Below are 21,466 nucleotides of genomic sequence, written 5' to 3' on the forward strand. Positions count from 1 at the left end.
GGCAGAAGCGGGCACCCTTTGAGTTCATTACGTTCACCCGCGAGCTGTAGCGAACAATAAAACAGAGTGGGCCGCCCCCTGACGGTGCGGCCCACTCTTTCAACGCTTCGGACTAGAAGGAGGCTTCGTCGAGCTCCATCACGTCGTTGTCGATGTTCTCGATGATGCCGCGTGCGGCGGTCAGTTCGGGCAGGACGTTCTTGGCGAAGAAGCTCGCGACGCCGATCTTGCCGTTGTAGAACGTGGTGTCTGCTTCGGATGCACCGTTGTCGAGTGCGGCGAGGGCGACCTCGGCCTGGCGCAGCAGCAGCCAGCCGATCATGAGGTCTCCGACGGCCATGAGGAAGCGGACGCTGCCCAGTCCGACCTTGTACAGCTCGGTCGGCTGCTCCTGGGCTCCCATGAGGAAGCCGGTGAGGGTGGCGGCCATGCCCTGGACGTCGTCGAGTGCGGTCTTGAGCAGAGCGCGTTCGGCCTTGAGTCGGCCGTTGCCTGCTTCGGACTCGATGAACGAGCTGATCTGTCCGGCGACGTGGGCCAGTGCCTGGCCTTTGTCGCGGATGATCTTGCGGAAGAAGAAGTCCTGCGCCTGGATGGCGGTGGTGCCTTCGTAGAGCGAGTCGATCTTCGCGTCGCGGATGTACTGCTCGATCGGGTAGTCCTGCAGGAAGCCGGAGCCACCGAGGGTCTGCAGCGATCCGATGAGCTGCTCGGAGGCCTTCTCGGAGCCGACGCCCTTGACGATCGGCAGCAGGAGGTCGTTGACGCGGAATGCCATCTCTTTGTCGGCACCCGAGACGAGCTGTGCGGCAACCACATCCTGGTGCGATGCGGTGTAGAGGTACACCGCGCGCAGGCCTTCGGAGTAGGCCTTCTGCAGCATCAGCGATCGGCGAACATCCGGGTGGTGCGTGATGGCGACGCGCGGTGCGGCCTTGTCGGTCATCTGGGTCATGTCGGCGCCCTGGATACGCTCCTTGGCGTATTCCAGTGCGTTCAGGTAACCGGTGGACAGGGTCGCGATTGCCTTGGTGCCGACCATCATTCGCGCGTGCTCGATGACGTCGAACATCTGCGCGATGCCGTCGTGTACCTCGCCGACGAGCCAGCCCTTGGCGGGGACGCCGTGCTGACCGAAGGTGAGTTCACAGGTGGCCGATACCTTGAGGCCCATCTTGTGTTCGACGTTGGTGACGTAGACGCCGTTGCGCTCGCCCAGTTCACCGGTCTCGTGGTCGAAGTGGAACTTGGGCACGAAGAACAGGGAGAGTCCCTTGGTGCCGGGCCGTGCGCCTTCGGGGCGGGCCAGCACCAGGTGGATGATGTTCTCGGTCATGTCCTGGTCGGCGGAGGTGATGAAGCGCTTCACGCCGTCGATGTGCCAGGTGCCGTCGTCCTGCTTGACGGCCTTGGTGCGGGCGGCGCCGACATCGGAACCGGCGTCGGGCTCGGTCAGCACCATGGTGGCGCCCCAGCCGCGCTCGGAGCTGATGGCAGCCCACTTCTTCTGCTCTTCGGTGCCGTTGTTGTAGAAGATGTTGGAGAAGCCGGCGCCGGCGGCGTACATGAATGTGGCCGGGTTGGCGCCGAGGATCAGTTCGCCGATGGCCCAGTACAGCGACCGCGGGGTCGGCAGGCCGCCGAGTTCTTCGTCGATGCCGAGCTTGTCCCAGCCGCCGTCGGTCAGGGCCTTGTACGACTTCTTGAAGGCCTCTGGAACGGTGACCGAGTGGGTCTCGGGATCGAAGACGGGCGGGTTGCGGTCGGACTCGGTAAACGAGTCGGCCAGCGGCCCTTGTGCGAGGTTGTTCACCTCCCGCAGCATGTCGATGGCGGTCTCGCGATCGAGATCGCCGAACTCACCACTCGCGAGGACCTCATCGAGCTTCAACATCTCGAAGAGGTTGAACTGGAGGTCGCGGAGATTGCTCTTGTAATGCCCCATTGCAGAATCCTTTGCAATCGTAAAACTGCCGTTGAGAGTGGCGAGTGAGCGCCCATGGGCTCGTTGCACGCTAAGTTACTCACCAGTAACAACTCAAATATACATCCGCATACCACGACGCACAAACGCTGTGTCGAAGAGAAAAGATGATTTGCGCCACTGCGCGGGCGATCAGTGATCTGCGGTTGACCGGCGGCGGAGCAGGCGCAGCCCGTAGAGCGCAGCGCCGATGGCGAGAACGCCCACCCCCGCGATCACCGAGGTGGCAGGCAGGCTGAATCCGAGCACCAAACAGCCGATCAGCCCGACCACCGGAACAGCTTTACGCCACCACTCCCGTCGCCCATCGAGTGTGAGAGCGCTCAGGTTCGCGATGGCGTAGTAGATGAGGACGGCGAACGCGGAGAATCCGATGGCGTCGCGTACGTCGAACGTCGCGGCCAGCACCGCGACGACGATGCCGACGACCACCTCGGCGCGATGAGGGACGTGGAAGCGTGGATGGACCGCGGCGAGGGCGCGGGGTAGATGGCCGTCGCGAGCCATGGCGAGTGTGGTGCGCGAGACACCGAGGATCAAGGTGAGCAACGCGCCGAGCGCAGCCAGGGCCGCGCCGATGGTGACCACCGGGACCAGGGCCGGTGCGCCCGCAGCGCGCACCACGTCCACAAGCGGGGCGTTGGAGTCGCTGAGCGCATCGGCGCCCATGACGGCCAGCGCCGCCACCGCCACGAGCGCATAGATCACCACGACCACCGCCAGCGCGATCGTGATCGCCCTCGAGATGGTGCGGACCGGATCCCGCACCTCCTCACCAAGGGTGGCGATGCGGGCGTAACCGGCGAACGCGAAGAACCACAAGCCGGCGGCCTCGAGGAGCCCGGTCGCCGACAGGCCCGATGTGGGGTCGAGGCGTGCGGCGTCGACATCGGGTGATGCCGCGACTGAGACCACCACGGACAAGAGCACAACGAGCACCACCGCGACGAGTAGCCGGATCACCCACGCCGACTTCTGGATTCCGACGTAGTTGATCGCGGTCAGTGCCAGCGTCACCGCCACCGCAACGGCGTGCGCGTGGTCGGGCCACAGGTAGAAACCGGCGGTCAGCGCCATCGCCGCGCACGACGCGGTCTTCCCGACGACAAAACCCCAGCCGGCGAGGTAACCCCAGAACATGCCGAGGCGCTCACGGCCGTATACGTAGGTCCCGCCTGCCGACGGGTACTCGGCGGCCAGTCGCGCCGACGAGTTCGCATTGCAGTAGGCGACAACCGCTGCGATGGCAAGCGCAACCAGCAGGCCGGATCCGGCAGCGCCCGCGGTGGGGGCGAGGGTGACGAAGATACCCGCGCCGAGCATCGCGCCGAGTCCTGTGACAACGGCGTCGCCGAGTCCGAGTTCGCGGCGCAATTGCGGAGATTGCGGTGTGACGGTCATGATGCCGGATCCTCCCCGAGCCGCATGTGGGTCAGTATGCCGCACGGCTCAGGCACGATGGACACATGACCGACCTGACCGACCGCACTGATCTGCCCCGAACTGATCTGCCCGGACAAGATGAGCCAAGCCAGGCGAACACACCGCTGGTCCGATGGCTCACCGCCGAAGGCGTGGAGCGTGATCTGGCGCCGGCTGATCTCATCGAGATCGGTCACGGTCTGCGAAAGTTCATGCTGCCGTTCCAGTTTGCGATCAACGAGATCGTCACGAAGATCGAGATCCTGCGCGACGAGTTCGCCTACCTCAACGACTACAACCCGATCGAGCACATCAGCTCACGAGTCAAGACCCCCGAGAGCCTGCTGGCCAAGGCCCGGCGCCGCGACATCCCGGTGGACCCGGAATCGCTGGCAAACCGTCTCGACGACATCGCAGGCGTGCGTGTGACCTGCAGCTTCATCTCCGATGCGTACCGGCTCACCGAGCTGCTCTGCGCGCAGCCCGACGTGCGGACACTGCAGACCAAGGACTACATCGCAGAGCCCAAGCCGAATGGCTACCGCGGCCTGCACACCATCGTCGAGACGCCGGTGAACCTCAGCACCGGCCAGTTGCCGGTGAAGGTGGAACTACAGGTTCGGACCATCGCCATGGATTTCTGGGCGAGCCTCGAGCACAAGATCTACTACAAGTACGACCGCACCGTGCCGGCCCATCTGCTGGACGAACTGACCGTCGCGGCCGGCACCGCCAACGTGCTCGATCAGCGGATGCAGGCCATCCGCAACGAGATCCACGGTGTGACCGGTGAGCGTTGAATCCTCAGCTGAGGGCTTCGCGTAGGTATTTCACGTCGTCGGCGAGACCCTCTTCTGGGGTTTCCAGGATCACCGGCGCGTCGGCGGCCCTGGCGACGGCGACGAGAACGTCGGGATCGATGTGACCGGACGTGAGGTTGGCGTGCCGGTCGCGAGCCGAGTCGAACTCGTCGCGCGAGTTGTTCAGGTGGAGCAGGTCGATGCGACCGGTGATCGCCCTGACCCGTTCGACGATGTCCACGAGATCTTCGCCCCCGGCCCACGCGTGGCAGGTGTCGAGGCAGAAGCCGGCGTTGTCGAAATCGCCGACGGCCTCCCACAGGCGCTCGATGTTCTCGAGGCTGCGGGCCAACGCGTTGTCACCACCGGCGGTGTTCTCGATGAGGATCGGGACGGGGAAACCACCCTTGTCGGCGGCCCGCTCAAAGAGCTTGCGCCAGTTCTCGTATCCGGTGGCCGCGTCTTCGTCGTCGCGGAGGTGTCCACCGTGCACGACCAGCCCGAAGGCGCCGAGATCGGCGGCCGCCTGGGCCTGGTTGATGACGGCCTGCCGCGACGGCATACGCAGCCTGTTGTTGAGGCTGGCGACGTTGATGCGGTACGAACTGTGCACCACGACGTCGATCGGGGAGTCCCGGATCTGCTGGGCCAGGGGGTGCGGGTGGGGCTTGCCCCACTCCTGTGGATCGGTGACGAACATCTGCAGCACCTCGGCGCCGAGTTCTTCGGCTCTGCCGATGGGATCGCTGTCTTGTCGTACGTGGGCACCAATGCGCATGCGTCCACCTTATGGCGTCTGCCCTTATCGCTGAACCACAGGTATTTCTCTGCCGGTGCGAGCAGAGTGGGACTGGTCAATGGGGTGGAGCAACTTTTCTTCGAAAGGTGTTAGACGTGGAACGGTTGAGTGGTCTTGACGCGTCCTTCCTCTATCTGGAGACGCGGTCGCAATTGATGCACATCATCGGGTTGATCGAGCTGGATCCCGAGACGGTGCAAGGGGGCTATTCGTTCGCGAAAATGCGCGACGAGCTGGAACGACGGATCGGGGCGTTGCCGACGTTTCGGCGGAAGGTCCGGGACTCGATCCTGAACCTCGACCACCCCGTGTGGGTCGAGGACCGCAATTTCGACATCGAACGGCATGTGCACCGGGTGGCGGTGCCTGCGCCCGGTGGTCAGCAGGAGCTCGCCGATTTCTGCGCGCACATCGCTGGGGTCCCGCTCGACCGCAGCAAGCCGTTGTGGGAGATGTGGGTCATCGAAGGACTGGCCGACGGCAAGATCGCGGTGTTGCTACGGATGCACCACGCCGGTGTCGATGGCGTGACCGCCTCGGACCTGCTGGCCCAATTGTGCACTCTCACACCGGAACCGCCGGAACTCGATGACGTTTCCCTGTCTCACACCGCTGGCGACTCCTCGCTGATCGGCCTTGCCGCCGACGGTGTTCTCCAGATTGCCAGGCGGCCGCTCAGCTTCGCGCGGCTGCTGCCCAAGACCGCACAGGTTCCGTTCGAGTGGGTGTCGCGTGCGTTGCGCGGTGAGGCCATGCCGGCCCCGTTCCGGGCTCCACGGACGCCGTTCAACAGGTCGATCACCCCGCATCGCAGCATCGCCTACACACAGGTGTCGCTCACCGACCTCAAGAGGATCAAGGACCACTTCGGGGTCAAACTCAACGACGTGGTGCTCAGCGTGTGTGCCGGCGCGCTACGCAACTACCTCGACGACCGAGGTGAACTGCCGGACCAGCCGCTGGTGGCGATGGTCCCGGTGTCGGTGCACGGCGACAACGACGACGACCTGGTCACGCAGGGAACCAACAAGGTGACCGGCATGTTCACCAAGTTGGCCACCGACGTGGCCGATCCGGTGGAGCGCATCACGACGATCGGTGAGCAGGTGCGCAAGTCGAAGGACCATCACGGCTCGATGGACTCGAACCTGCTGCGTGGCTGGGCGCAGTTCATCCCACCTGCCACGATGGGTCTGGCGATGAGGCTGTACTCGTCAAACGAGTTGGCCGAACATCATCCGCCGGTCTTCAACCTGGTCATCTCCAACGTTCCCGGGCCCGATTTCCCGCTGTACTACCTCGGCGCCAAGATCGACGCGATGTACCCACTCGGGCCGGTGTTCCACGGCTCGGGCGTCAACATCACCGTCTTCTCGCAGAACGGGCACCTCAACATCGGAGCCATCGCCTGCAAAGAGCACGTGCCCGACCCCTGGCCGCTGATGCACGCGTTCGAACACGAGGTGAAGGCACTGCTCGAAGCCTGCGATCCGTGACCGCTTGATGCCGCGGGCCTAGACCGGGGCGGTCTCCTTGACGTGTGCGGTGACGCGCCGTGCTGCGTCCAGGAACTTCGGGATGAACTCGTCGGCTTCGAGCACGCAGCACGCGTGTCCGCCGTTCACCTCGACGGTGAGTACACCGGGGATGTTGTCGGTCAGCAGTCGTTGGCGCCATAGCGGGATCACGCGATCCTTCAGCGAGAGCAGGACTGCGGTGGGCACATCGATCTCGCCCAGCCACGGCTGAGAGTCGAAGTAGCTCATGCCGTCTCCCAGGGTGCCCAGCCGCGACACCGGGGTCGAGAGGAATTGGCGTAGCGCCCATACGGTGTCGGGCACGGAACGGTCGTCGAGTTTCGCGGCCTCGGGTTGCACGTGAGGCGGGTGGATCACCTTCATCAACCTGCCGATGTTCGACATGTTGGTCTGCCGCTGTGGGTCGTGACTGCCGAAGAATGGTCCGGTGGAGCACAGCACCATTGCAGTGACCCGGCCCGGATGCCGTCGCCAGACCAACTGCGCGATACCGCCTCCCATTGAGAAGCCGGCGGCCGTGAAGGTGTTGATGCCCAGGACGTCGGCAAGGGCGGCGACGTCGTCTGCGCAGTCGTCGAGGTCGAATGGCTTGTTGCGGATACCGCGGCCATGCCAGCGTTGGTCGAGGGTGATCACCCGGAACTCCTGGTTCAGCTGGGGGATCAGCGGGTACCAGCACAGCAGGCCGGTGGTGAGGACCGAATGCAGCAGGAAGATGGCCGGCGCGTCCTTGGGTCCGGAGTCGGTGACAAACGTGGAGCCACGCCCCGGCAGGTGAATCATGTGGCCGTGAGGGAGGTCGTGCACGGGGTACGGCTCGATCATCTTGTCGACGCGCGACAGGACCTGATTGCGGACCGACTGCAGCACATTTCGCACCGCACCGACGTTACGGGAAAACGGTCGCAGCGGTCGGCCGGTCAGATCTTCTCGACCAGATACAGGTGCTCGGTGACGTGGGTGTTCCGACCGCCGAGGTTTCGGCTGCCTCGGAAAGTGTTGTAGCGCTGCGTGATCTCGGTGACCGGACCGACGTCGGCGAGGATTTCGCGCATCTGTTCCGGCGAGATGTATCCCTCGTCGTTGTAGGAGATGAGGACGAACTTGGTGTCGAGGTCGTCGATGAGACGCGCCAGCAACGGGCCGGCGGTGGACCGCACGTTGTATCCCGATCGATTCCAGTCACGGGGGATGCCCGATACGCGGCTCATCTGCGCGGGCTCCCGGTTCTCGGCGATCAGGTTGAGCATGAAGTAGTTGGAACCGTAGGGGTGCTGGTTGTACGGGGGATCGAGATACGCCACGTCCACCGGCCCGATGAGGTCGGGCAGTTGGCCGGCGTCGGCCTGCAGGATCTGGCGTTCGGCGTGGTGAACACTCAAGATCGGTGGGGTGAGGACGATCTGTCGGGTGATGCGGCCCAAGGCGTCGGCGGCGGTACCGCCGAACCTCCCGATGCCCGTTCCCCGGTCTTTGTAGAAGCCCTTGAACACCCCGGAAGTGTTGGCGTGCACCGACGCAGCCGAGAGCAGCGGTCCGAGTAGGAGTGACCGCATCGGCTGCGGCCGGGCATGGATCAGCGCGACGTACGCGTCGAGACGACGGGCGTTGTCCGTGGTGTAGAAGACCCGCTCACCCTGCGCGATTCGGCTGTCGTCGGCGGGTGCATAGTGGCGGGCGATGAAACCGTCTGTGCGGAAACCTGATTCGACTTCGGAATTGATCTCGGCGACGGCAGAACGGATTGCCCCATCGTCGATCTCGCTCGTGTTGGTCAAATAGCATTCGCTGATTACGCGCGCGTAGCTCTCGAGGTCGTTGCTGATCACGACGTTCGACCGGGCTTTTGCGAGCCGGGAAACGACGCCGCTACCCGAGAACGCATCGAGTGTCACCAACGGCCGGCCGAGCCGCTCTTGCACGGACGCCAGTGCGTCATCGACCATGCCGAGCAGCTGTCGTTTGTTGCCGAGGTAGGTGATCAGCTGGGTGGTCCGGTAGATGACCTCGTCATCTGCAGAAGGGGCCACGGACACAGCCCGAAGCCTATCGCTCACCTGTGGGAGTTCTGGCGGTGTCACGGTGCGGCGGTGTCTGGGTGGGGCTGTGTCTTGGTGTGGCGGTGTCTGGGTTTCCCGGTGTGTCAGTCGTCGAGGCAGAGTTCGGTTTCGATGCTGATGGGCACGCCCGTGGCGATGAGTAGTCGGCAGGGGGCCTCGGAGTCGCGGTAGAGGTTCAGCCACTGGTGCCCACGGCTGCCATCGGCGTAGACCGCCTCCAGCGTGCGATTGAGCCGCGCCTCGGCCTCGTTGTTGATGATGTAGCGCTGGTCGCCGTATCGCAGATACTTGTTGGGCACGCGGATAACCTCCACCGGCTTGATCTGTTCCGTCCACGTTCAGTGTGACTCAGACCACGAAATGTGTTCACCGGTTTCATCCGGCAAGATCCGGCAGTCTTCGCCTAGGTTGTTGGTGGGAACATTCTGCGAATTCTGGGCGAACAGCGGGTATCGAATGCGTATGCGGGGGCCTCGACGATGAGCACACAGGAGGTCGAGCGGTCCGACGTGGCGTCGGAGCGCACCGTGGACCGGCTGCCGATGCCTTGGTGGCGCAATCTGCGGGTGTGGCGGTGGGTTGCGACAACCCTGTGGTTGGGCGTCGTCGTGGCGCATCTGATCTTCCTCGGCCTCGCGTTCGACCGGACCCGCTTGATCTTGCTGATGTGCCTGGGTCTGGCCGCAGCGAGTATCGGGCGGCGACGGGTCACCACGGTGATCATCGACTGGCTGCCGTTTGCCGGGATACTTCTGCTCTACGACTTCACCCGGAACATCGCCCAGTGGATGGGGATGCCGACGCACTGGTCGCTCGCCGCAGACTTCGACCACATGTTGTTCGGGGTGAATCCGACGGTGTGGTTGCAAGAACGTCTGAAGCAACCCGACACGCCTTGGTGGGAGGTCTTCACCAGCGTCGTCTACATGTCGTACTTCATCATCCCGTATGCGGCTGCCGCAGTGTTGTGGCTGCGCAATCGCCACGCGTGGCGGCGTTACGCAGCCGGCTTCCTGATCATGACGTTTGTGGCGCTGGTGGGGTACACCCTGCTGCCCGCCGCGCCGCCCTGGGCCGCCGCCCGGTGCACCTCGGAGCAGGTTGCGGACTATCCGCGAGCACCCGAATGCATGAATCAGCTCTACGCCGATGATGGCGGACTGCTCGGGGAGCTGAAGCCGCAGAACGCGGGCGCCCAGCCCTACGTCGAACGCATCTCCGCGCGCGGGTGGGAAGTGCTGGACATCCACGCCGCTTCCAACCTGCTCCAGTTGGGTCAGGCGAAAGCCAATCTCGTTGCTGCGATCCCGTCGTTGCATGCGGGGTTGACGATGTTCCTGGCGCTGTTCATGTGGCCCCGTGTGCGTGCGCTCGGGCGAACGCTGTTCGTCGGCTACGCCGTTGCGATGGCCTTCACGTTGGTCTACACCGCCGAACACTATGTGCTCGACATCCTCCTCGGATGGGGCCTCGCTGCTGTTGTGGTGGTGGGCGTCGATGTCGTGGACAAGCGGTTGATCGCCCGAAGAAACCGATCGGCGGTCCCGCAGTCGGTGTGAGCGGCTCGGCCGTTCGATGGGTAGGGGCGGCGGCCTCATGTGGCCAGCGATTCGATCACCGCGCGGACGGCCTCTTCGAGCTGGGTCAATCCGGGTTCTTCGATGGGATAGTGCCCGCAATTGGTCAGTCGGACAATGGTGTTCGGGCCCGGTACCTTCTCCAAGAACCGCTCGCTGAGCGCGGCCGGGGTCCAGCGGTCGGCTCCCGGGTGTGCCAAGGTGATCGCGGGGCCGCCGTAGTGCGCCGGTGCGGTGTGTCGGTAGGTGAACCAGTCGGAAAGGAATCCGAGCGGGACGCGACCGCCACCTCCTCGGGGGTCTGCCGCGCACAGCCGGGTCAGTTCAGGGTTGTTGCTCATGGCGGTCATCCGGGCCAGCCATCGAATCGGCACCATCACGTTGCCTGCCCATGGCGACAACAGGGGGAGAGTGTGTGGAGCGCTCATGCCGAGAGGCGCCCAGCGGGATGCGGCTCCTCGAGCGGAGCGGTCCGCCGGGTCCAGCAGGCAGGTTGCAACCACACCTGCGACAGTGCCTGTGCGACTGGCCGTTTCGTAGGCCAGCATGCCGCCCATGCTTGCGCCGAACAGAACCAGGGGCCTCGGGTCGGCTCTGGTCTCCTCCGTCACGAAGTCGCACAGCAGATCAACCCAGTCTCCGTAGCGGACCTTCGCGGGGTCGGCGGTCTCGGTGCGTCCGTACAGCGGAAGATCAAGTGCCAGTAAGTCTGCGTCGTCGGGGGTTGCTACCGCGGTGAATGGCCACAGCGCGCCCGAATGGCCGCCGGCTCCGTGGATGATCAGCACTCGTGCCGGCGCAGACGGGTTCTCGGCCCGTGCCACGTGCATGAGGTGACGACGCCAGGGCCACCAGGTGGTGACCGGTGCCTGCATTGCCATTCGATAGCGCTGCGGAAGGAACCGGGCGTATTCGGCGACGTCGCTATATTCGACTTCGTTCATCTTCTGAGCATCAACGGAGGTCGAGGGCATGGCAACTCGCATTGAGGTCTCATGAGCCGTGCCCGGAAAACGCCTGTTCAGGACCGATCTCGCTTCATGGTCGACGTGATCCTGGAGGCAGCTACTCGCGTTTTCGACAGCGAAGGTGCAGCCGGGACGACCAACCGCATCGCCGATGTTGCCGGAGTGTCGATCGGATCTCTGTACCAGTACTTCCCGAACAAGCACGCGATCATGGCCGCGCTGGCGTGGAGGCATCTCGATGAGTAGCGGGCAGCCCTTACGGAGCTCTGCGACAGCTTCGACACGATGGCGCCGACTCGCCTCGAGATGGTCACCACAATGGTCGAGATGGTGGTGCGGCTCAACGGCAGTCATCCCCGCACCTTCGCGGTTCTGCGGGAACACGCACCGCGGACTCCCGAGTTGGTCGAGGCGTTCACGGCCCTCACCGCTGATATGGCAGCGCGACTCGTGCCGCACCTCATCCGTACCGGCACGCCGTCTGCGGACGCCCCTCTGCAAGCCCGCCTGCTGGCGGCCTCCATCGACGGGCAAGTGCATCAGTTGATCGCGACCGCCGCCACTGCCGACGATCGAGAACGATTGTGCGCTGCCATCGTTGGAGGTCTGATGGCGACCGAACAGCCGTTGTGACGCCGGCCCGCAGCGGCTGGACAGCACGCCCGAACGACCCTGGAGATTGACTTTCGCCCACATGAAGGTTGGACGCGGTCGGGGGTCGAATGGATTCACCCAAACGATCTACATACGAACATGTGTTCGATTTAGTAGGGTGATGGCAGCTGATCGTCCGCAAGACCTGACTCTGAGATACGTGTGACTACGCCACCATTGTGATCGGCTGTCCCAATGTTGTTGTCCCAATGTTGTTGTCTTGGAGGGGGTGTGGTGATGACTGTTGTTCATCTGGTTGATGAGGTCAGCGGGGTGGGGTTCCCTGAAGATCCGGCCGGGGTGGTTGCGGTGGTGAAAGATCTGATCACCCTGCGTAATGCCGTCGAGGCGCGGTTGGCGGCCGGTGCGGTGATCATCGACCGCCTGGGTGTGGCCAAGCGTATGGGGTCGACAACGTCGAAGGTGTTGCAGGCCAACGGTGCCGCGCCAGCGGCGGTGGCGCGATGGCTACGAATCGGGGTCGGCGTGGTGGGGTTGGAGCGTACCGCCGGATATTTCCGGGACGGGTTCCTCTCCGCCGAACACGTCGATGCAGTTGTTCGAGGTGTCAGCCATGTTCGCGGCCGGATGGTGGGTGTGATGAGTGATGACGTCCGATCTGAGGTCGAACGAAAACTCCTGGCTCAGGCGATCTCTGGTGCACCATCCGCGGAGATCGGGCGGATCGCCCGGACGATGGGTAACGAGGTTGCCGAGGAGTCGGGTGGGGTGCCGGCCGCCGAAAACGCCTCGTTAAACACCCTGGATTACGCCATCACCAGTGACGGCCGGTTGGCAGGCAGGTTTGATGTTGATGCGGTGACCGGGGAAAAAATGATGTCCGCGCTCGACGTGTGGTCCAGGCCTCGACCTGAACCGGACGGGAGCGCCGATGCTCGCACACCGACACAACGACGCGCTGACGCCCTGCACCAACTCCTCGACTGTGGCGGCGGTGGGCAAGCGCTGATATCGGCACCGAGAACGGAAGTGGCCGTGACGGTTCCGGCTGATCATCCCGACCTAGCGTCACTGCGGTGGATGGGTCCGGTCACCGAAGCGACCGCCGCAGCAGCTGCGTGTGATGCCGTGATCACCTCGATCACCCTCGATGGGCAGCAGGTGCCGATCGATTTGAGTCCACCCAAACGTTTGTTCACCGGGCCAGTGCGGAAAGCGATCCTGATCCGAGATACCTGCTGCATCAAATGCGGGGCACCAGCGACCTGGTCGGACTGCCACCACATCGTGCACTGGGCCGACGGAGGACCCACCACCCTCGCGAATGGGTGTCTGCTGTGCCGGACGTGCCACCGCGCCGTGCACCACACCGACTGGGACATCGTCATGGGCACCGACGGGCATCCCTGGCTGATCCCGCCCGCCGACATCGACCCCACCAGACAACCACTACCGGCCTACAACCGCCGAACCCTCACCCTCGCAGCCTGACTCACGCGAACCAGCACCGCACAACACCGCACCCGCCACATCGACGGGACCGCGGACGCACCCTGACAACTCCATAGTGTGAACGGCCGCCGCGTGAAGGGCAGGGCCGTACTCACGGTCGAGCCGTGGAGAAGATCTGCCGTGGAGAGGTCGGGCTGTGGGAGGGTCGGCCGTGTTCAGGGCGGACCGATCGGGCCGGGGTCAGGTAGTGCGTCGGCTGCGTTGACTGTGCGACCGATCCGACCGCTCTGGCCGATCTGCCCGCTCTGACTGATTCGGCGGGTTGCCTTGATTGGGTCTGTCCGTTGGAGTGGTCGGCGAGGCGTGTGAGTCGCCCTTGCCCCAGTCGTCCCCGGTGCCCAAGTTGTCCCCGGTGCTCAGGTTGTCCGCGTTGCCACGGTTGCGCAGGCGCCAGCCACCGTTGTCCGTGTCGGATTCGCCGAAGTGGTCGGCGTCCACGGAGCTGTACAAGGCAACCAGGACTGCACCCACCACGGCGCCGACGAACCCGATGACGGCAAGCCAGCCCAGGCCGGGCTTTGCGCTGTCGCTGAGGAAGACCACGCCGATGATGCCGGGGCCGGCCGTCTCGCCGACCACCAGCACAGCGGTGACGCCGTTGACCTGCCCGAGCTGCAGGGCGACGGTGTGGACGTAGAAGCCGACTGCACCGGCGATGGCGATGGTCCACGCCGCGGGGTCGGTGAGCAGGGTGACGATGTTGAACGGATCGATCCCGCGCAGGATGCGGACCGAGATCGCGATGACACCGAACAGCAGGCCGGCGGCAGCACCGCCGACGATCGCGCCACGCTTGCCGAGCTTGTAGACAGCAAGCAACGCGAGTCCGGCCAGAACGCAGGTGGCGAACAGCAGGCCGTAGTGGAAGCTGCGCTGTTCGCCGCCGCCGCCCTCATGCGACGACGACAACCCGAGCGCACACAGTGACGTCACCACCACGCACATTGCGACCCAGTCGCGACCGTGCAGTCGAATGCCCAGCACAGCGGTGCCGACGAGAGCGGTGACGATGAGGTTGGCCGAGACGATGGTCTGTGACAGAAAGAGAGGAAGGAACCGGGCGGCCACCGCGCCGGCGCCGAAGCCGATCACCACCAGCGACGTGCCGAGGATGAACTCGCGGGTCTTGAAAGTGTCAACCGTCGAGGAGACCGAGGGGCCACCTTCGGTGGTCAGCTGGTGTTCTCTGTCGTGCTCGCGAGCGGCAACTGCCGCCTTGCGGGCCCCGAGGGCGCGCAACACGGTCGACAGACCGTAGGCCACGGCAGCCGCACTGGCGAACAAGACACCGATCAGGAACACCCCGACACCCTCCGTCGCCGCCCGGAATATTCGAGGCCCACCCGGCGCCTGTCCGACGGCGAATATAAGCTACCATGTCGCTGGTGAAAGCCATTCTTCGGTTCGGCAGCGAGGCACGATGACCACTCGCAGCGGAAAAAATGTTCTCATCACTTTCGGGCGTTCATTTCTCACCCTTGATCTCGCCAGATTGATGAATGCCGGCGGGCACTATGTATTCATCGCCGATTCGATTCCATTTCCCATCACACGGTTCTCGAATTCCGTACAAAAGGTGTTCCGGGTTCCGCGGCCGAAGTTCGAGCCACGCGAATATGTGGACGAAATCGCGCGTATCGTCCGGGCCGAATCGATCGACCTCGTCATACCGATTCACGAAGAGACCGACATCCTTGCGATGGCGCAGGAGCAGTTCCCGCCCGAGTGCCGCCTGCTGCTCTCCGATTTCCTGACCGAAAACCGGCTGCATAACAAATACGAGTACCAGGTGCTGCTGGAGACCTTGGGCGTGCCCACCCTGAAGTACGCACAGGTTCGCGATGAGGCCGAGTTGGCCGCGCTGGATTTCGAAAGTCCATTTGCGCTGAAACAGGTTTACTCGCGAGGTTCACAGCAAGTTTATAAAGTGAATCCCGGAGAAATACCCGACGGCCTCACATTTGATCCGCTTAATCCTTGGCTGGCGCAGGAGTGGCTCAAAGGTGATAAGTACTGCACCTATTCGGTGTGCCACGAGGGCAGGGTCTACGCGCATGCAATCTACCCTGTGCGATATGCAATCAATGGTCAGTCGTGTCTCAGTTACGAGCCGGTCGAACATTCGGGAATCACCGACTGGGTGACCGAACGGGTGAAAGAAATCAATTTCACCGGTCAGATCGGATTCGATTTCATCGAACACCCGGAGCGGGGGTTGTTCACCATTGAATGCAACCCGCGTTCTACAAGTGGCATTTTGATGTTCGAGCCGCACAACAGAGTCGACCGCGCATTCTTTGGAGAGAATGACGACGTGATCACCCCCGATCCCGATGTGCGCAAAATGGTCGGGCCGGGAATGCTCCTCTACGGCTGGCGCAAATCTGCACTCGAGGGCAACACGCTGCGCGGGTTCGCTCGGGATTTCCGCCATACGGACGAGATCATCACCCGACGCGACGACATCGGTCCTTTTTTGGGCATCCCCTTCGCCTTGAGCAATATCCTCACGAACTCACTCAAGTATCGCGTGGGTTTGGCGGAAGGTTTCATGCACGACCATGAATGGGACGGCGAGCAGATCTGACCGGGCCGTCAGCCTGAGTGCTGACGGCAGAACTCCACGATTCGCTCGACGCTGTCGCCGGGGCCGGTGAACAACCCGCCGTGGCCTGCGCCGTCGATCTGGACGAACGCCGAACCGGGGATGCGGGCCGCAGTGGCTCGGGACAGCTCGGGCGGGAAGAACAGGTCGTGTTCGAACGCCAGTACCAGGGTCGGCACATCGATGGCGGCCAGATGCTCGGGCAGCGGCTCGCCTGACTTGATCCACTCGTAGGATGCGGTCAGCTGGCCGGTGAAACCGTCCGGGCTCGCCCAGCCTCCATCGGAACCGCTGAGCATGTCCCGCCAGCCGGACACGGTGGCCGGATCCTGCAGCAGCGTGGTGTGCAACGTGGTCATCAGTTGCTCGAAAACCAGTACTGCACGGGGTATCTCGCCGATCTGCTCGATGAGGCTCAGCTCCATCTCACCGACGAGTGCACCGATCGGGCTGGGCTGTAGTCCGGCGAAAAGGACTGCAGCTTTGACCAATTCGGGACGGCTCCGCAGCATGGCCTGAGTTGTGTAGCAGCCCATCGAGTAACCGACGACGAGTGCGTCGTTGACGCCGAAATGGTCGAGGAGTGCCGCGGCGTCATCAGCGAGGTCGGCCACCGAGTAAGGCGAAGGGGGCGCCGATGACGGAGCCAGGCCGCGCGCGTTGTAGCTGATCACGGTGAATCCTGCGTCCGCGAGGGCCGGGGCGAGGCCGCAGATGTCCCACACCATCGACGGCATCCCCAGGCCGCCGTTGAGCAGCACAACCGGTCCTTCTCCGACCTTGGTCACGCCCAGCACGGTCCCGTTCGGCAGCGTCGTCGCGTCCATGATCAGCCCTTTCCCAGTGCTCCCCAGGACATGGTTTATACCAAGCGGGACTTGCGGGAGAAGTCGATCTGCGCGGCCGGGTTGCTGACCGCGGTCACCATCCCGGTCCCGTACGGTCCCTTCCGGTCGTACAGGGTGGCGGTACCCACCGAGATCCCGTCGGCGGTGATGTGGCTGTCCGCCTCGATGCCGAGCTCGGCACCCTCGGGCATGCGCGACAGTGCCATCGTGAGGTCGCAGTTGATGTAGCCGATTCCGTCGGTACCCAGGTTGGTAACAAGACTGGTCGACTCCGCGGACTGCACCGCGTGGACAAACGGTGAGGCGGGTTCATTCGGCAGCACGGGCATCGCGGTGCTCCACGCTCGTTTGCGCGAGGCATTCTGGTGACCGCCGATATCCCGCGTCCAATCGGCGTCGCCGGACTGCAGCCACGGGTGTCGGAGCGTGTTGTCTTCCGACTCGTCGGTCGGCGGGGTGAAGGTGCCCGACGGCTGCCATTCGGCGCCGGGGGGCGGCGCCGAACGCCGCAGGAACACGGCCGTGGCGCGTGCGACGGTGACGTTGTCCTGCCGGACCTCGGCGTCGGCGACGATGATGCGTCGGCCCGAGCGGACCAGCGACGTGGTGACCACCGTCGGCCGGTTCCGCGCCGCCTTGAACAGGTCGATCGTGATCCGCGCGGGCACGAAGTCCGGATCGGCGAACTCACGCTCGATGGCGCGGGCCGCCACAGCACAGACGGCCGGACCGTTCAGCTGATCCGGGCCCCAGGCGCTGCCGGACCACTTCGTGGGTATCAGCGTGCTGTCGTCGTCACCGGGAACAAAAAAACTACGAGGTTCGGGCACGAGATCGATAGTGTCAGAGCTGGGCCGATGCGAGCGGGGCGGGTGCGGGCGACGCAGACGGCAGGTCGCGGCGTGACCGCCGACTGATCATCGCGAGTGTGGCTGCGGCAGCGACGGCACCGAACCCGAACATCCAGGGATAGGTGACCCCGGGGATGTAGTCGTGCAGATATGCCAACGTGGCCGGGACCGCGAACCCGAGATAGGTGAGGGCGTAGTACACCGCTGTCAGGCCGGCGAGATCGCCCGGCTGCGCGATCCGCTGGACCTCGGACAATCCGGCGACGAGGGCGATCCCGTAACCGGCGCCGAGCACAACAGCGGCGACCAGCACCGCCCAGATGGTCAGGATCGAGGAGGCGAGCGCTGCCAACGCCATGCCGGCCACGAGCAGGAGCAAGGCCACCTGACTGGCCCGCGCCGAGTCGGGACGGTCGATGCGGCGGGCGAGGGCCTGGATGCCGAACCCGCAGCTGAGCGTCACCACGGAGATCAGCGCTGCGAACGCCATGGGGGCGCCGCCGACCTTCGGTGCCATCAGGGTGGGCAGGATGGCCTGGCATCCGATGGCTGCGCCGAAGACCCACGGCGCCAACGGGACAACGACGTACAGGAACCGTCGATGGCCCAGCGAAGGGATCTTCAGATCATCTCGTAGGCGGGTCGGTGCGGTCGCTCGCTGACGGGTTTCGGGAACATTCCATACCCACACCGCGCCGAGCAGGCACACGCCGGCGTTCAGGACATAGGACAGCACGTGAGGCCAGGGTCCCCACTCCGCCAGCACCCCGGCCAGCCCGGCGCCGACACCGAACCCCGCGGTCAAGCTCATCGCGGCCCGCTTGGCGCCGTTGTCGACGGACAGTTCCTTGATCCAGCTCGTCCCCACCGCCATCGCAAGGCCGATCGCGATGCCACACAGGATGCGACCCACGGCGAGGAGGGGCACCTGGTCGGCTGCGGCTGCCAGCACCAGCGATCCGGCTGCGGCGATGAGCGCGGCGGGGCGCATGATCGGCCGGCGTCCGAACCGATCTGACAGTGGCCCGCCGATCAGGAGCGCCGGGATCATCCCGAGGACGTAGGCGAAGAGCAACACATCGACGGTGGGACCGGACAGCTCGTACTCGCTCTTGTAGAACACGAGCAGGGGAGTGAACTCGTTTCCGCCCCAGGCGATCGCGAACATCGCGGCGCTCACGCCGCGCCAGTTCCTCATGCCGGAGGCCTGCGCAGATCGTGCACTGCCGCCAGGTGTGCGGCGAGCGAGGCGGCGAACCCGTCGGTGTCACCCGCCTCGATCAGGTCGGTCAATTCGTTGTGATGCTTGATGATTCGCTCCATCTGGGCCTTGTCGCGCAGCACCGACGTGCTGGTCATCCGGAGTTGGCGATCGTGCAGGGTGTCATAGAAACCGGACAGCAGCGGATTGTTCGCGGCCTGCACGAACAAGCGATGGAAGCCGGCGTCCTCGATGGTGAACTGGTCCACCTCGGCTGCCTCGGCGAGACTCTCGAGCCGGGCGATGCTCTGACGAAGCGACTCGACGATCGCGCCCCGGTCGGTGTGCGCCAACGCGCGGACCGCGGCGGTCTCGACCGCGTGGCGGGCCCCGATCACGTGTTCTGCCTCGTCGGCAGGCACTGGCACGATCAATGCCCCCCGTTTGGGATAGAGCCGCATCCACCCCTGGGTCTCCAGTCGCAGGAAAGCCTCTCGAACCGGTGTCCGCGAGATGCCCAGTGCTGCGGCGACCTCACCCTCACTGATGAGTTCGCCACCGGCCAGCGAACCGGAGAGGATCCGGCCCTTGACGTCGCGGTAGGCGCGCTCAGCGGCAGACAGGTTCATGGACACAACTTGTATCTAAGCAGTTGGCGCGCGGTCAGACCAGAGTCGCGACGTGTGATCTTGGTCAGCCGTGCGGTTAGGGCCGGGCGGTGGGGGCGCCTGCCAAGGCGGCTGCGGCAGCGTCCCGCAGACCGAGAGCTTTCCGGTGCTGACCTGCGGCAGCGAGGGCGTCCGCGGTGCGGCCGTACAGCTCTGCGGCTTCGGTGTGCCGACCGAGGCCGGACAAGGTGGTGGCCATGTGCCCGACCACGTCGACGGTGTCGGGGTCGGTGGGGCCGTGGGTGAACATGTACTTGGCGAGCAGGTCCCGGCACAGCGGTTCGCACGCCTCCCACTTGCCCAGATGCACCAGGCAGCGGATGACGTCGTGCAGGTTGGACAGGCACATCAGCGAGTAGGGGCCTTCGCGCCGCGCGCGGATCTCACGCAGTACCGAGAACTCCGCGAGCGCATGGGTGTACTCGCCTGCCTGGAACAGTTCGGTGGCCTCACGCTGCATCTCGTCGAGCACCCATTCAGTTTGCCGTCCGGACCCGCCGTGCTGGGCCGAAACGGGCAAGACGGGCCGAAACGGGCATCCGGGCCAAACCTGGCGACGTAGGGCAACGCGGTGATTTCTGCCTAAGGTGACCGGGTGACACAGCCACAAGACCCCGGGGATTCGCATCGGCACCATCACCACGGTCTCGCGGCCGTCGACCTGCATCCGGCGGTCGCCAAACTGGTGGTGGGGTTGCTGACGGCGTGTGCGATCGCGGTTGTCGCGGGTCTGGTGATGCTCTGGCCGAGCGATCGTGACCACGACATACCGGTGCAATTCCAGTCGTCGGGTGGTGGCTCGGTGGAGATCGAGACCGGGCAGGTGGTCTCACAGACGATGGCTGATTGTCTGAACTCACAAGCGGGTCAGGTTTTTGCGGGTGCCGCGACCGTGACGACGGTGAAGAACGGTCCGTGCATCCAGAACACGGTGGAATTGACGTCCGGGCCCAACAAAGGTGCCAACACGCTGATCGAGGTCCCGACCAACCGGGTGCAGGCCGGACTGCAACAGGATTCCGGGAGCGACGACCTCAGTGACGCCCAACTGGGCAAGCCCCAACCGGGCCAACCCGACCTCGCCGTCGGCGACTCGATCAAGCTGTCTCGGGCGGCCAGTGTCGACGGTTCGGAGAACTACTCGTTCTTCGACTTCGCCCGGTCCACGTCGATATGGGTGTGGGCGGCAGTGTTTGTCCTGGCCATCGTCGCGGTGGCGGCATGGCGCGGCCTTCGGTCGGTCATCGGCCTGGTGTTCGCATTCGTGGTGTTGTTCGGCTTCACCCTGCCGGCCATGCTGGACGGGGAATCGCCGGTGGCGGTGGCCATCGTCTCGTCGGCGGCCATCCTCTTCGTGGTGATCTATCTGGCGCACGGGGTGAGTCTGCGCACCAGTGCGGCATTGCTGGGCACCCTCGCGTCGCTGATGGTGGCGGCGTTCTTGTCCTGGCTGTCCATCGAGACCATGCACATCTCCGGGCTGTCTCAGGAGCAGACCACCAATCTGCAGATCTACAACAACGCCATCTCGCTGAACGGTCTGCTACTCGCAGGATTCATCATCGGTGCGCTCGGCGTGCTCAACGACGTCACGATCACCCAGGCTTCCGCGGTGTTCGAGCTCTCGGCAGTGGACCAGACCGGGCCCCTGCACACGTTCAAGGCCGCGATGCGGGTGGGCCGCGACCACATCGCCAGCACCGTGTACACCATCGTATTCGCCTATGCGGGTAGTACTTTGCCGCTGCTGCTGTTGTTCTCGGTGTCGGGGCAGTCGTTCTCGACGCTCATCACCACCGACATGGTGGCAGTGGAACTGGCACGCTCGTTTGTCGGAGGGATCGCGATTGCGCTGTCGGTTCCACTGACCACGGCGGTCGCGGTGCTGCTCTCGACACCGGGGGGGCGTCAGGAGAAGGAAACGGTTGCCCAGCCGATCGGACGGCCGATCGATCGGCCCATCCAACAGCCGGCCGAACAGCCACCGGCGCACGGCAGGCATTGGCTTCCGGAGTGAA

General features: G+C 64.5%; 21 protein-coding genes. 8 read left to right on the forward strand and 13 right to left on the reverse strand.

What is annotated here, in order from left to right; all coding sequences use genetic code 11:
* Positions 1-112: 112 nt before the first annotated feature.
* Both KXR83_RS20170 and KXR83_RS20175 read right to left on the reverse strand, forming a co-directional pair.
* Complete coding sequence (locus tag KXR83_RS20170; protein ID WP_437426338.1) at positions 113-1,945, reverse strand: acyl-CoA dehydrogenase; 1,833 nt, start codon at positions 1,943-1,945, stop codon at positions 113-115.
* A 171-nt stretch (positions 1,946-2,116) separates the two neighbouring features.
* Positions 2,117-3,385: an APC family permease gene (locus tag KXR83_RS20175; protein WP_437426339.1), complete on the reverse strand. Its 1,269-nt coding sequence runs from the start codon at positions 3,383-3,385 to the stop codon at positions 2,117-2,119.
* Positions 3,386-3,450: 65 nt separating this feature from the next.
* Here KXR83_RS20175 and KXR83_RS20180 point away from each other — a divergent pair, with 65 nt between their 5' ends.
* Positions 3,451-4,206 carry a GTP pyrophosphokinase gene (locus tag KXR83_RS20180; protein WP_437426340.1) on the forward strand — a complete coding sequence of 252 codons (756 nt, stop codon included), beginning with the start codon at positions 3,451-3,453 and terminating at the stop codon, positions 4,204-4,206.
* 4 nt (positions 4,207-4,210) lie between these two features.
* Here KXR83_RS20180 and KXR83_RS20185 read toward each other — a convergent pair whose 3' ends face one another.
* Positions 4,211-4,984 (reverse strand): deoxyribonuclease IV, encoded by a 774-nt coding sequence (locus tag KXR83_RS20185; protein WP_437426341.1) that lies wholly within the window; start codon positions 4,982-4,984, stop codon positions 4,211-4,213.
* Between the two features lie 116 nt (positions 4,985-5,100).
* Here KXR83_RS20185 and KXR83_RS20190 point away from each other — a divergent pair, with 116 nt between their 5' ends.
* The gene (locus tag KXR83_RS20190; RefSeq protein ID WP_437426342.1) at positions 5,101-6,501 is read left to right on the forward strand and encodes a WS/DGAT/MGAT family O-acyltransferase; all 1,401 of its coding nucleotides are present in this window, start codon (positions 5,101-5,103) and stop codon (positions 6,499-6,501) included.
* 18 nt (positions 6,502-6,519) lie between these two features.
* Here the strand turns inward: KXR83_RS20190 and KXR83_RS20195 are convergent, their stop codons facing one another.
* From KXR83_RS20195 to KXR83_RS20205, 3 genes are all read right to left on the reverse strand, one after another.
* Positions 6,520-7,368, reverse strand: coding sequence for an alpha/beta fold hydrolase (locus KXR83_RS20195; RefSeq protein ID WP_437426395.1), 849 nt, complete (start codon positions 7,366-7,368; stop codon positions 6,520-6,522).
* A gap of 95 nt (positions 7,369-7,463) precedes the next feature.
* A complete protein-coding gene (locus KXR83_RS20200) occupies positions 7,464-8,573 on the reverse strand; it encodes a DNA adenine methylase (protein WP_437426343.1) in 1,110 nt (369 codons plus the stop codon).
* Between the two features lie 113 nt (positions 8,574-8,686).
* Positions 8,687-8,902, reverse strand: a complete 216-nt coding sequence (locus KXR83_RS20205) for a hypothetical protein (RefSeq protein WP_023960130.1) — start codon at positions 8,900-8,902, stop codon at positions 8,687-8,689.
* A gap of 180 nt (positions 8,903-9,082) precedes the next feature.
* Between KXR83_RS20205 and KXR83_RS20210 the strand changes: the two genes are divergently transcribed.
* Positions 9,083-10,162 carry a phosphatase PAP2 family protein gene (locus KXR83_RS20210; protein WP_437426344.1) on the forward strand — a complete coding sequence of 360 codons (1,080 nt, stop codon included), beginning with the start codon at positions 9,083-9,085 and terminating at the stop codon, positions 10,160-10,162.
* A gap of 35 nt (positions 10,163-10,197) precedes the next feature.
* Here the strand turns inward: KXR83_RS20210 and KXR83_RS20215 are convergent, their stop codons facing one another.
* Positions 10,198-11,124, reverse strand: coding sequence for an alpha/beta hydrolase (locus KXR83_RS20215; RefSeq protein WP_437426345.1), 927 nt, complete (start codon positions 11,122-11,124; stop codon positions 10,198-10,200).
* 51 nt (positions 11,125-11,175) lie between these two features.
* Here KXR83_RS20215 and KXR83_RS20220 point away from each other — a divergent pair, with 51 nt between their 5' ends.
* The 3 genes from KXR83_RS20220 to KXR83_RS20230 all read left to right on the forward strand — a co-directional run bounded on the left by KXR83_RS20220 (position 11,176) and on the right by KXR83_RS20230 (position 13,254).
* On the forward strand, positions 11,176-11,394 hold the full coding sequence (locus KXR83_RS20220) for a TetR/AcrR family transcriptional regulator (RefSeq protein ID WP_437426346.1): 219 nt from the start codon (positions 11,176-11,178) through the stop codon (positions 11,392-11,394).
* Between the two features lie 39 nt (positions 11,395-11,433).
* Positions 11,434-11,781, forward strand: a complete 348-nt coding sequence (locus KXR83_RS20225) for a hypothetical protein (RefSeq protein ID WP_437426347.1) — start codon at positions 11,434-11,436, stop codon at positions 11,779-11,781.
* 258 nt (positions 11,782-12,039) lie between these two features.
* The gene (locus KXR83_RS20230; protein ID WP_437426348.1) at positions 12,040-13,254 is read left to right on the forward strand and encodes a DUF222 domain-containing protein; all 1,215 of its coding nucleotides are present in this window, start codon (positions 12,040-12,042) and stop codon (positions 13,252-13,254) included.
* Positions 13,255-13,455: 201 nt separating this feature from the next.
* On the opposite strand, the gene KXR83_RS20235 is transcribed toward KXR83_RS20230, so the two are convergent.
* Positions 13,456-14,577 carry an EamA/RhaT family transporter gene (locus KXR83_RS20235; RefSeq protein ID WP_437426349.1) on the reverse strand — a complete coding sequence of 374 codons (1,122 nt, stop codon included), beginning with the start codon at positions 14,575-14,577 and terminating at the stop codon, positions 13,456-13,458.
* A gap of 118 nt (positions 14,578-14,695) precedes the next feature.
* On the opposite strand from KXR83_RS20235, the gene KXR83_RS20240 reads away from it, so the two are divergent.
* A complete protein-coding gene (locus tag KXR83_RS20240) occupies positions 14,696-15,862 on the forward strand; it encodes an ATP-grasp domain-containing protein (protein WP_437426350.1) in 1,167 nt (388 codons plus the stop codon).
* Positions 15,863-15,870: 8 nt separating this feature from the next.
* On the opposite strand, the gene KXR83_RS20245 is transcribed toward KXR83_RS20240, so the two are convergent.
* The 5 genes from KXR83_RS20245 to KXR83_RS20265 form a co-directional block, all read right to left on the reverse strand.
* Positions 15,871-16,707, reverse strand: a complete 837-nt coding sequence (locus tag KXR83_RS20245) for an alpha/beta fold hydrolase (protein WP_437426351.1) — start codon at positions 16,705-16,707, stop codon at positions 15,871-15,873.
* A gap of 35 nt (positions 16,708-16,742) precedes the next feature.
* Positions 16,743-17,558, reverse strand: a complete 816-nt coding sequence (locus tag KXR83_RS20250) for an acyl-CoA thioesterase domain-containing protein (RefSeq protein WP_437426352.1) — start codon at positions 17,556-17,558, stop codon at positions 16,743-16,745.
* Between the two features lie 13 nt (positions 17,559-17,571).
* A complete protein-coding gene (locus KXR83_RS20255; RefSeq protein ID WP_437426353.1) occupies positions 17,572-18,777 on the reverse strand; it encodes an MFS transporter in 1,206 nt (401 codons plus the stop codon).
* Positions 18,774-19,409: a GntR family transcriptional regulator gene (locus KXR83_RS20260; RefSeq protein WP_437426354.1), complete on the reverse strand. Its 636-nt coding sequence runs from the start codon at positions 19,407-19,409 to the stop codon at positions 18,774-18,776. Before KXR83_RS20260 ends, KXR83_RS20255 begins: the two co-directional genes overlap by 4 nt.
* 76 nt (positions 19,410-19,485) lie before the next feature.
* Positions 19,486-19,920 (reverse strand): tetratricopeptide repeat protein, encoded by a 435-nt coding sequence (locus KXR83_RS20265; RefSeq protein ID WP_437426355.1) that lies wholly within the window; start codon positions 19,918-19,920, stop codon positions 19,486-19,488.
* A gap of 123 nt (positions 19,921-20,043) precedes the next feature.
* On the opposite strand from KXR83_RS20265, the gene KXR83_RS20270 reads away from it, so the two are divergent.
* Positions 20,044-21,465: a YibE/F family protein gene (locus tag KXR83_RS20270; RefSeq protein ID WP_437426356.1), complete on the forward strand. Its 1,422-nt coding sequence runs from the start codon at positions 20,044-20,046 to the stop codon at positions 21,463-21,465.
* The last annotated feature ends 1 nt before the right edge of the window (position 21,466 follow it).

It is taken from the genome of Williamsia muralis, from assembly GCF_051487485.1.
In the GTDB taxonomy this organism is placed as follows: Bacteria; Actinomycetota; Actinomycetes; order Mycobacteriales; family Mycobacteriaceae; genus Williamsia; species Williamsia muralis_B.

Bases quoted from the DNA above. Each gene is read 5' to 3' on its own strand.
- KXR83_RS20170 (WP_437426338.1), bottom strand. From the start codon at position 1,945: ATGGGGCATTACAAGAGCAATCTCCGCGACCTCCAGTTCAACCTCTTC.
- KXR83_RS20175 (WP_437426339.1), bottom strand. From the start codon at position 3,385: ATGACCGTCACACCGCAATCTCCGCAATTGCGCCGCGAACTCGGACTC.
- KXR83_RS20180 (WP_437426340.1), top strand. From the start codon at position 3,451: ATGACCGACCTGACCGACCGCACTGATCTGCCCCGAACTGATCTGCCC.
- KXR83_RS20185 (WP_437426341.1), bottom strand. From the start codon at position 4,984: ATGCGCATTGGTGCCCACGTACGACAAGACAGCGATCCCATCGGCAGA.
- KXR83_RS20195 (WP_437426395.1), bottom strand. From the start codon at position 7,368: ATGATCGAGCCGTACCCCGTGCACGACCTCCCTCACGGCCACATGATT.
- KXR83_RS20210 (WP_437426344.1), top strand. From the start codon at position 9,083: ATGAGCACACAGGAGGTCGAGCGGTCCGACGTGGCGTCGGAGCGCACC.
- KXR83_RS20215 (WP_437426345.1), bottom strand. From the start codon at position 11,124: ATGAACGAAGTCGAATATAGCGACGTCGCCGAATACGCCCGGTTCCTT.
- KXR83_RS20220 (WP_437426346.1), top strand. From the start codon at position 11,176: ATGAGCCGTGCCCGGAAAACGCCTGTTCAGGACCGATCTCGCTTCATG.
- KXR83_RS20225 (WP_437426347.1), top strand. From the start codon at position 11,434: ATGGCGCCGACTCGCCTCGAGATGGTCACCACAATGGTCGAGATGGTG.
- KXR83_RS20230 (WP_437426348.1), top strand. From the start codon at position 12,040: ATGACTGTTGTTCATCTGGTTGATGAGGTCAGCGGGGTGGGGTTCCCT.
- KXR83_RS20240 (WP_437426350.1), top strand. From the start codon at position 14,696: ATGACCACTCGCAGCGGAAAAAATGTTCTCATCACTTTCGGGCGTTCA.
- KXR83_RS20245 (WP_437426351.1), bottom strand. From the start codon at position 16,707: ATGGACGCGACGACGCTGCCGAACGGGACCGTGCTGGGCGTGACCAAG.
- KXR83_RS20255 (WP_437426353.1), bottom strand. From the start codon at position 18,777: ATGAGGAACTGGCGCGGCGTGAGCGCCGCGATGTTCGCGATCGCCTGG.
- KXR83_RS20260 (WP_437426354.1), bottom strand. From the start codon at position 19,409: ATGAACCTGTCTGCCGCTGAGCGCGCCTACCGCGACGTCAAGGGCCGG.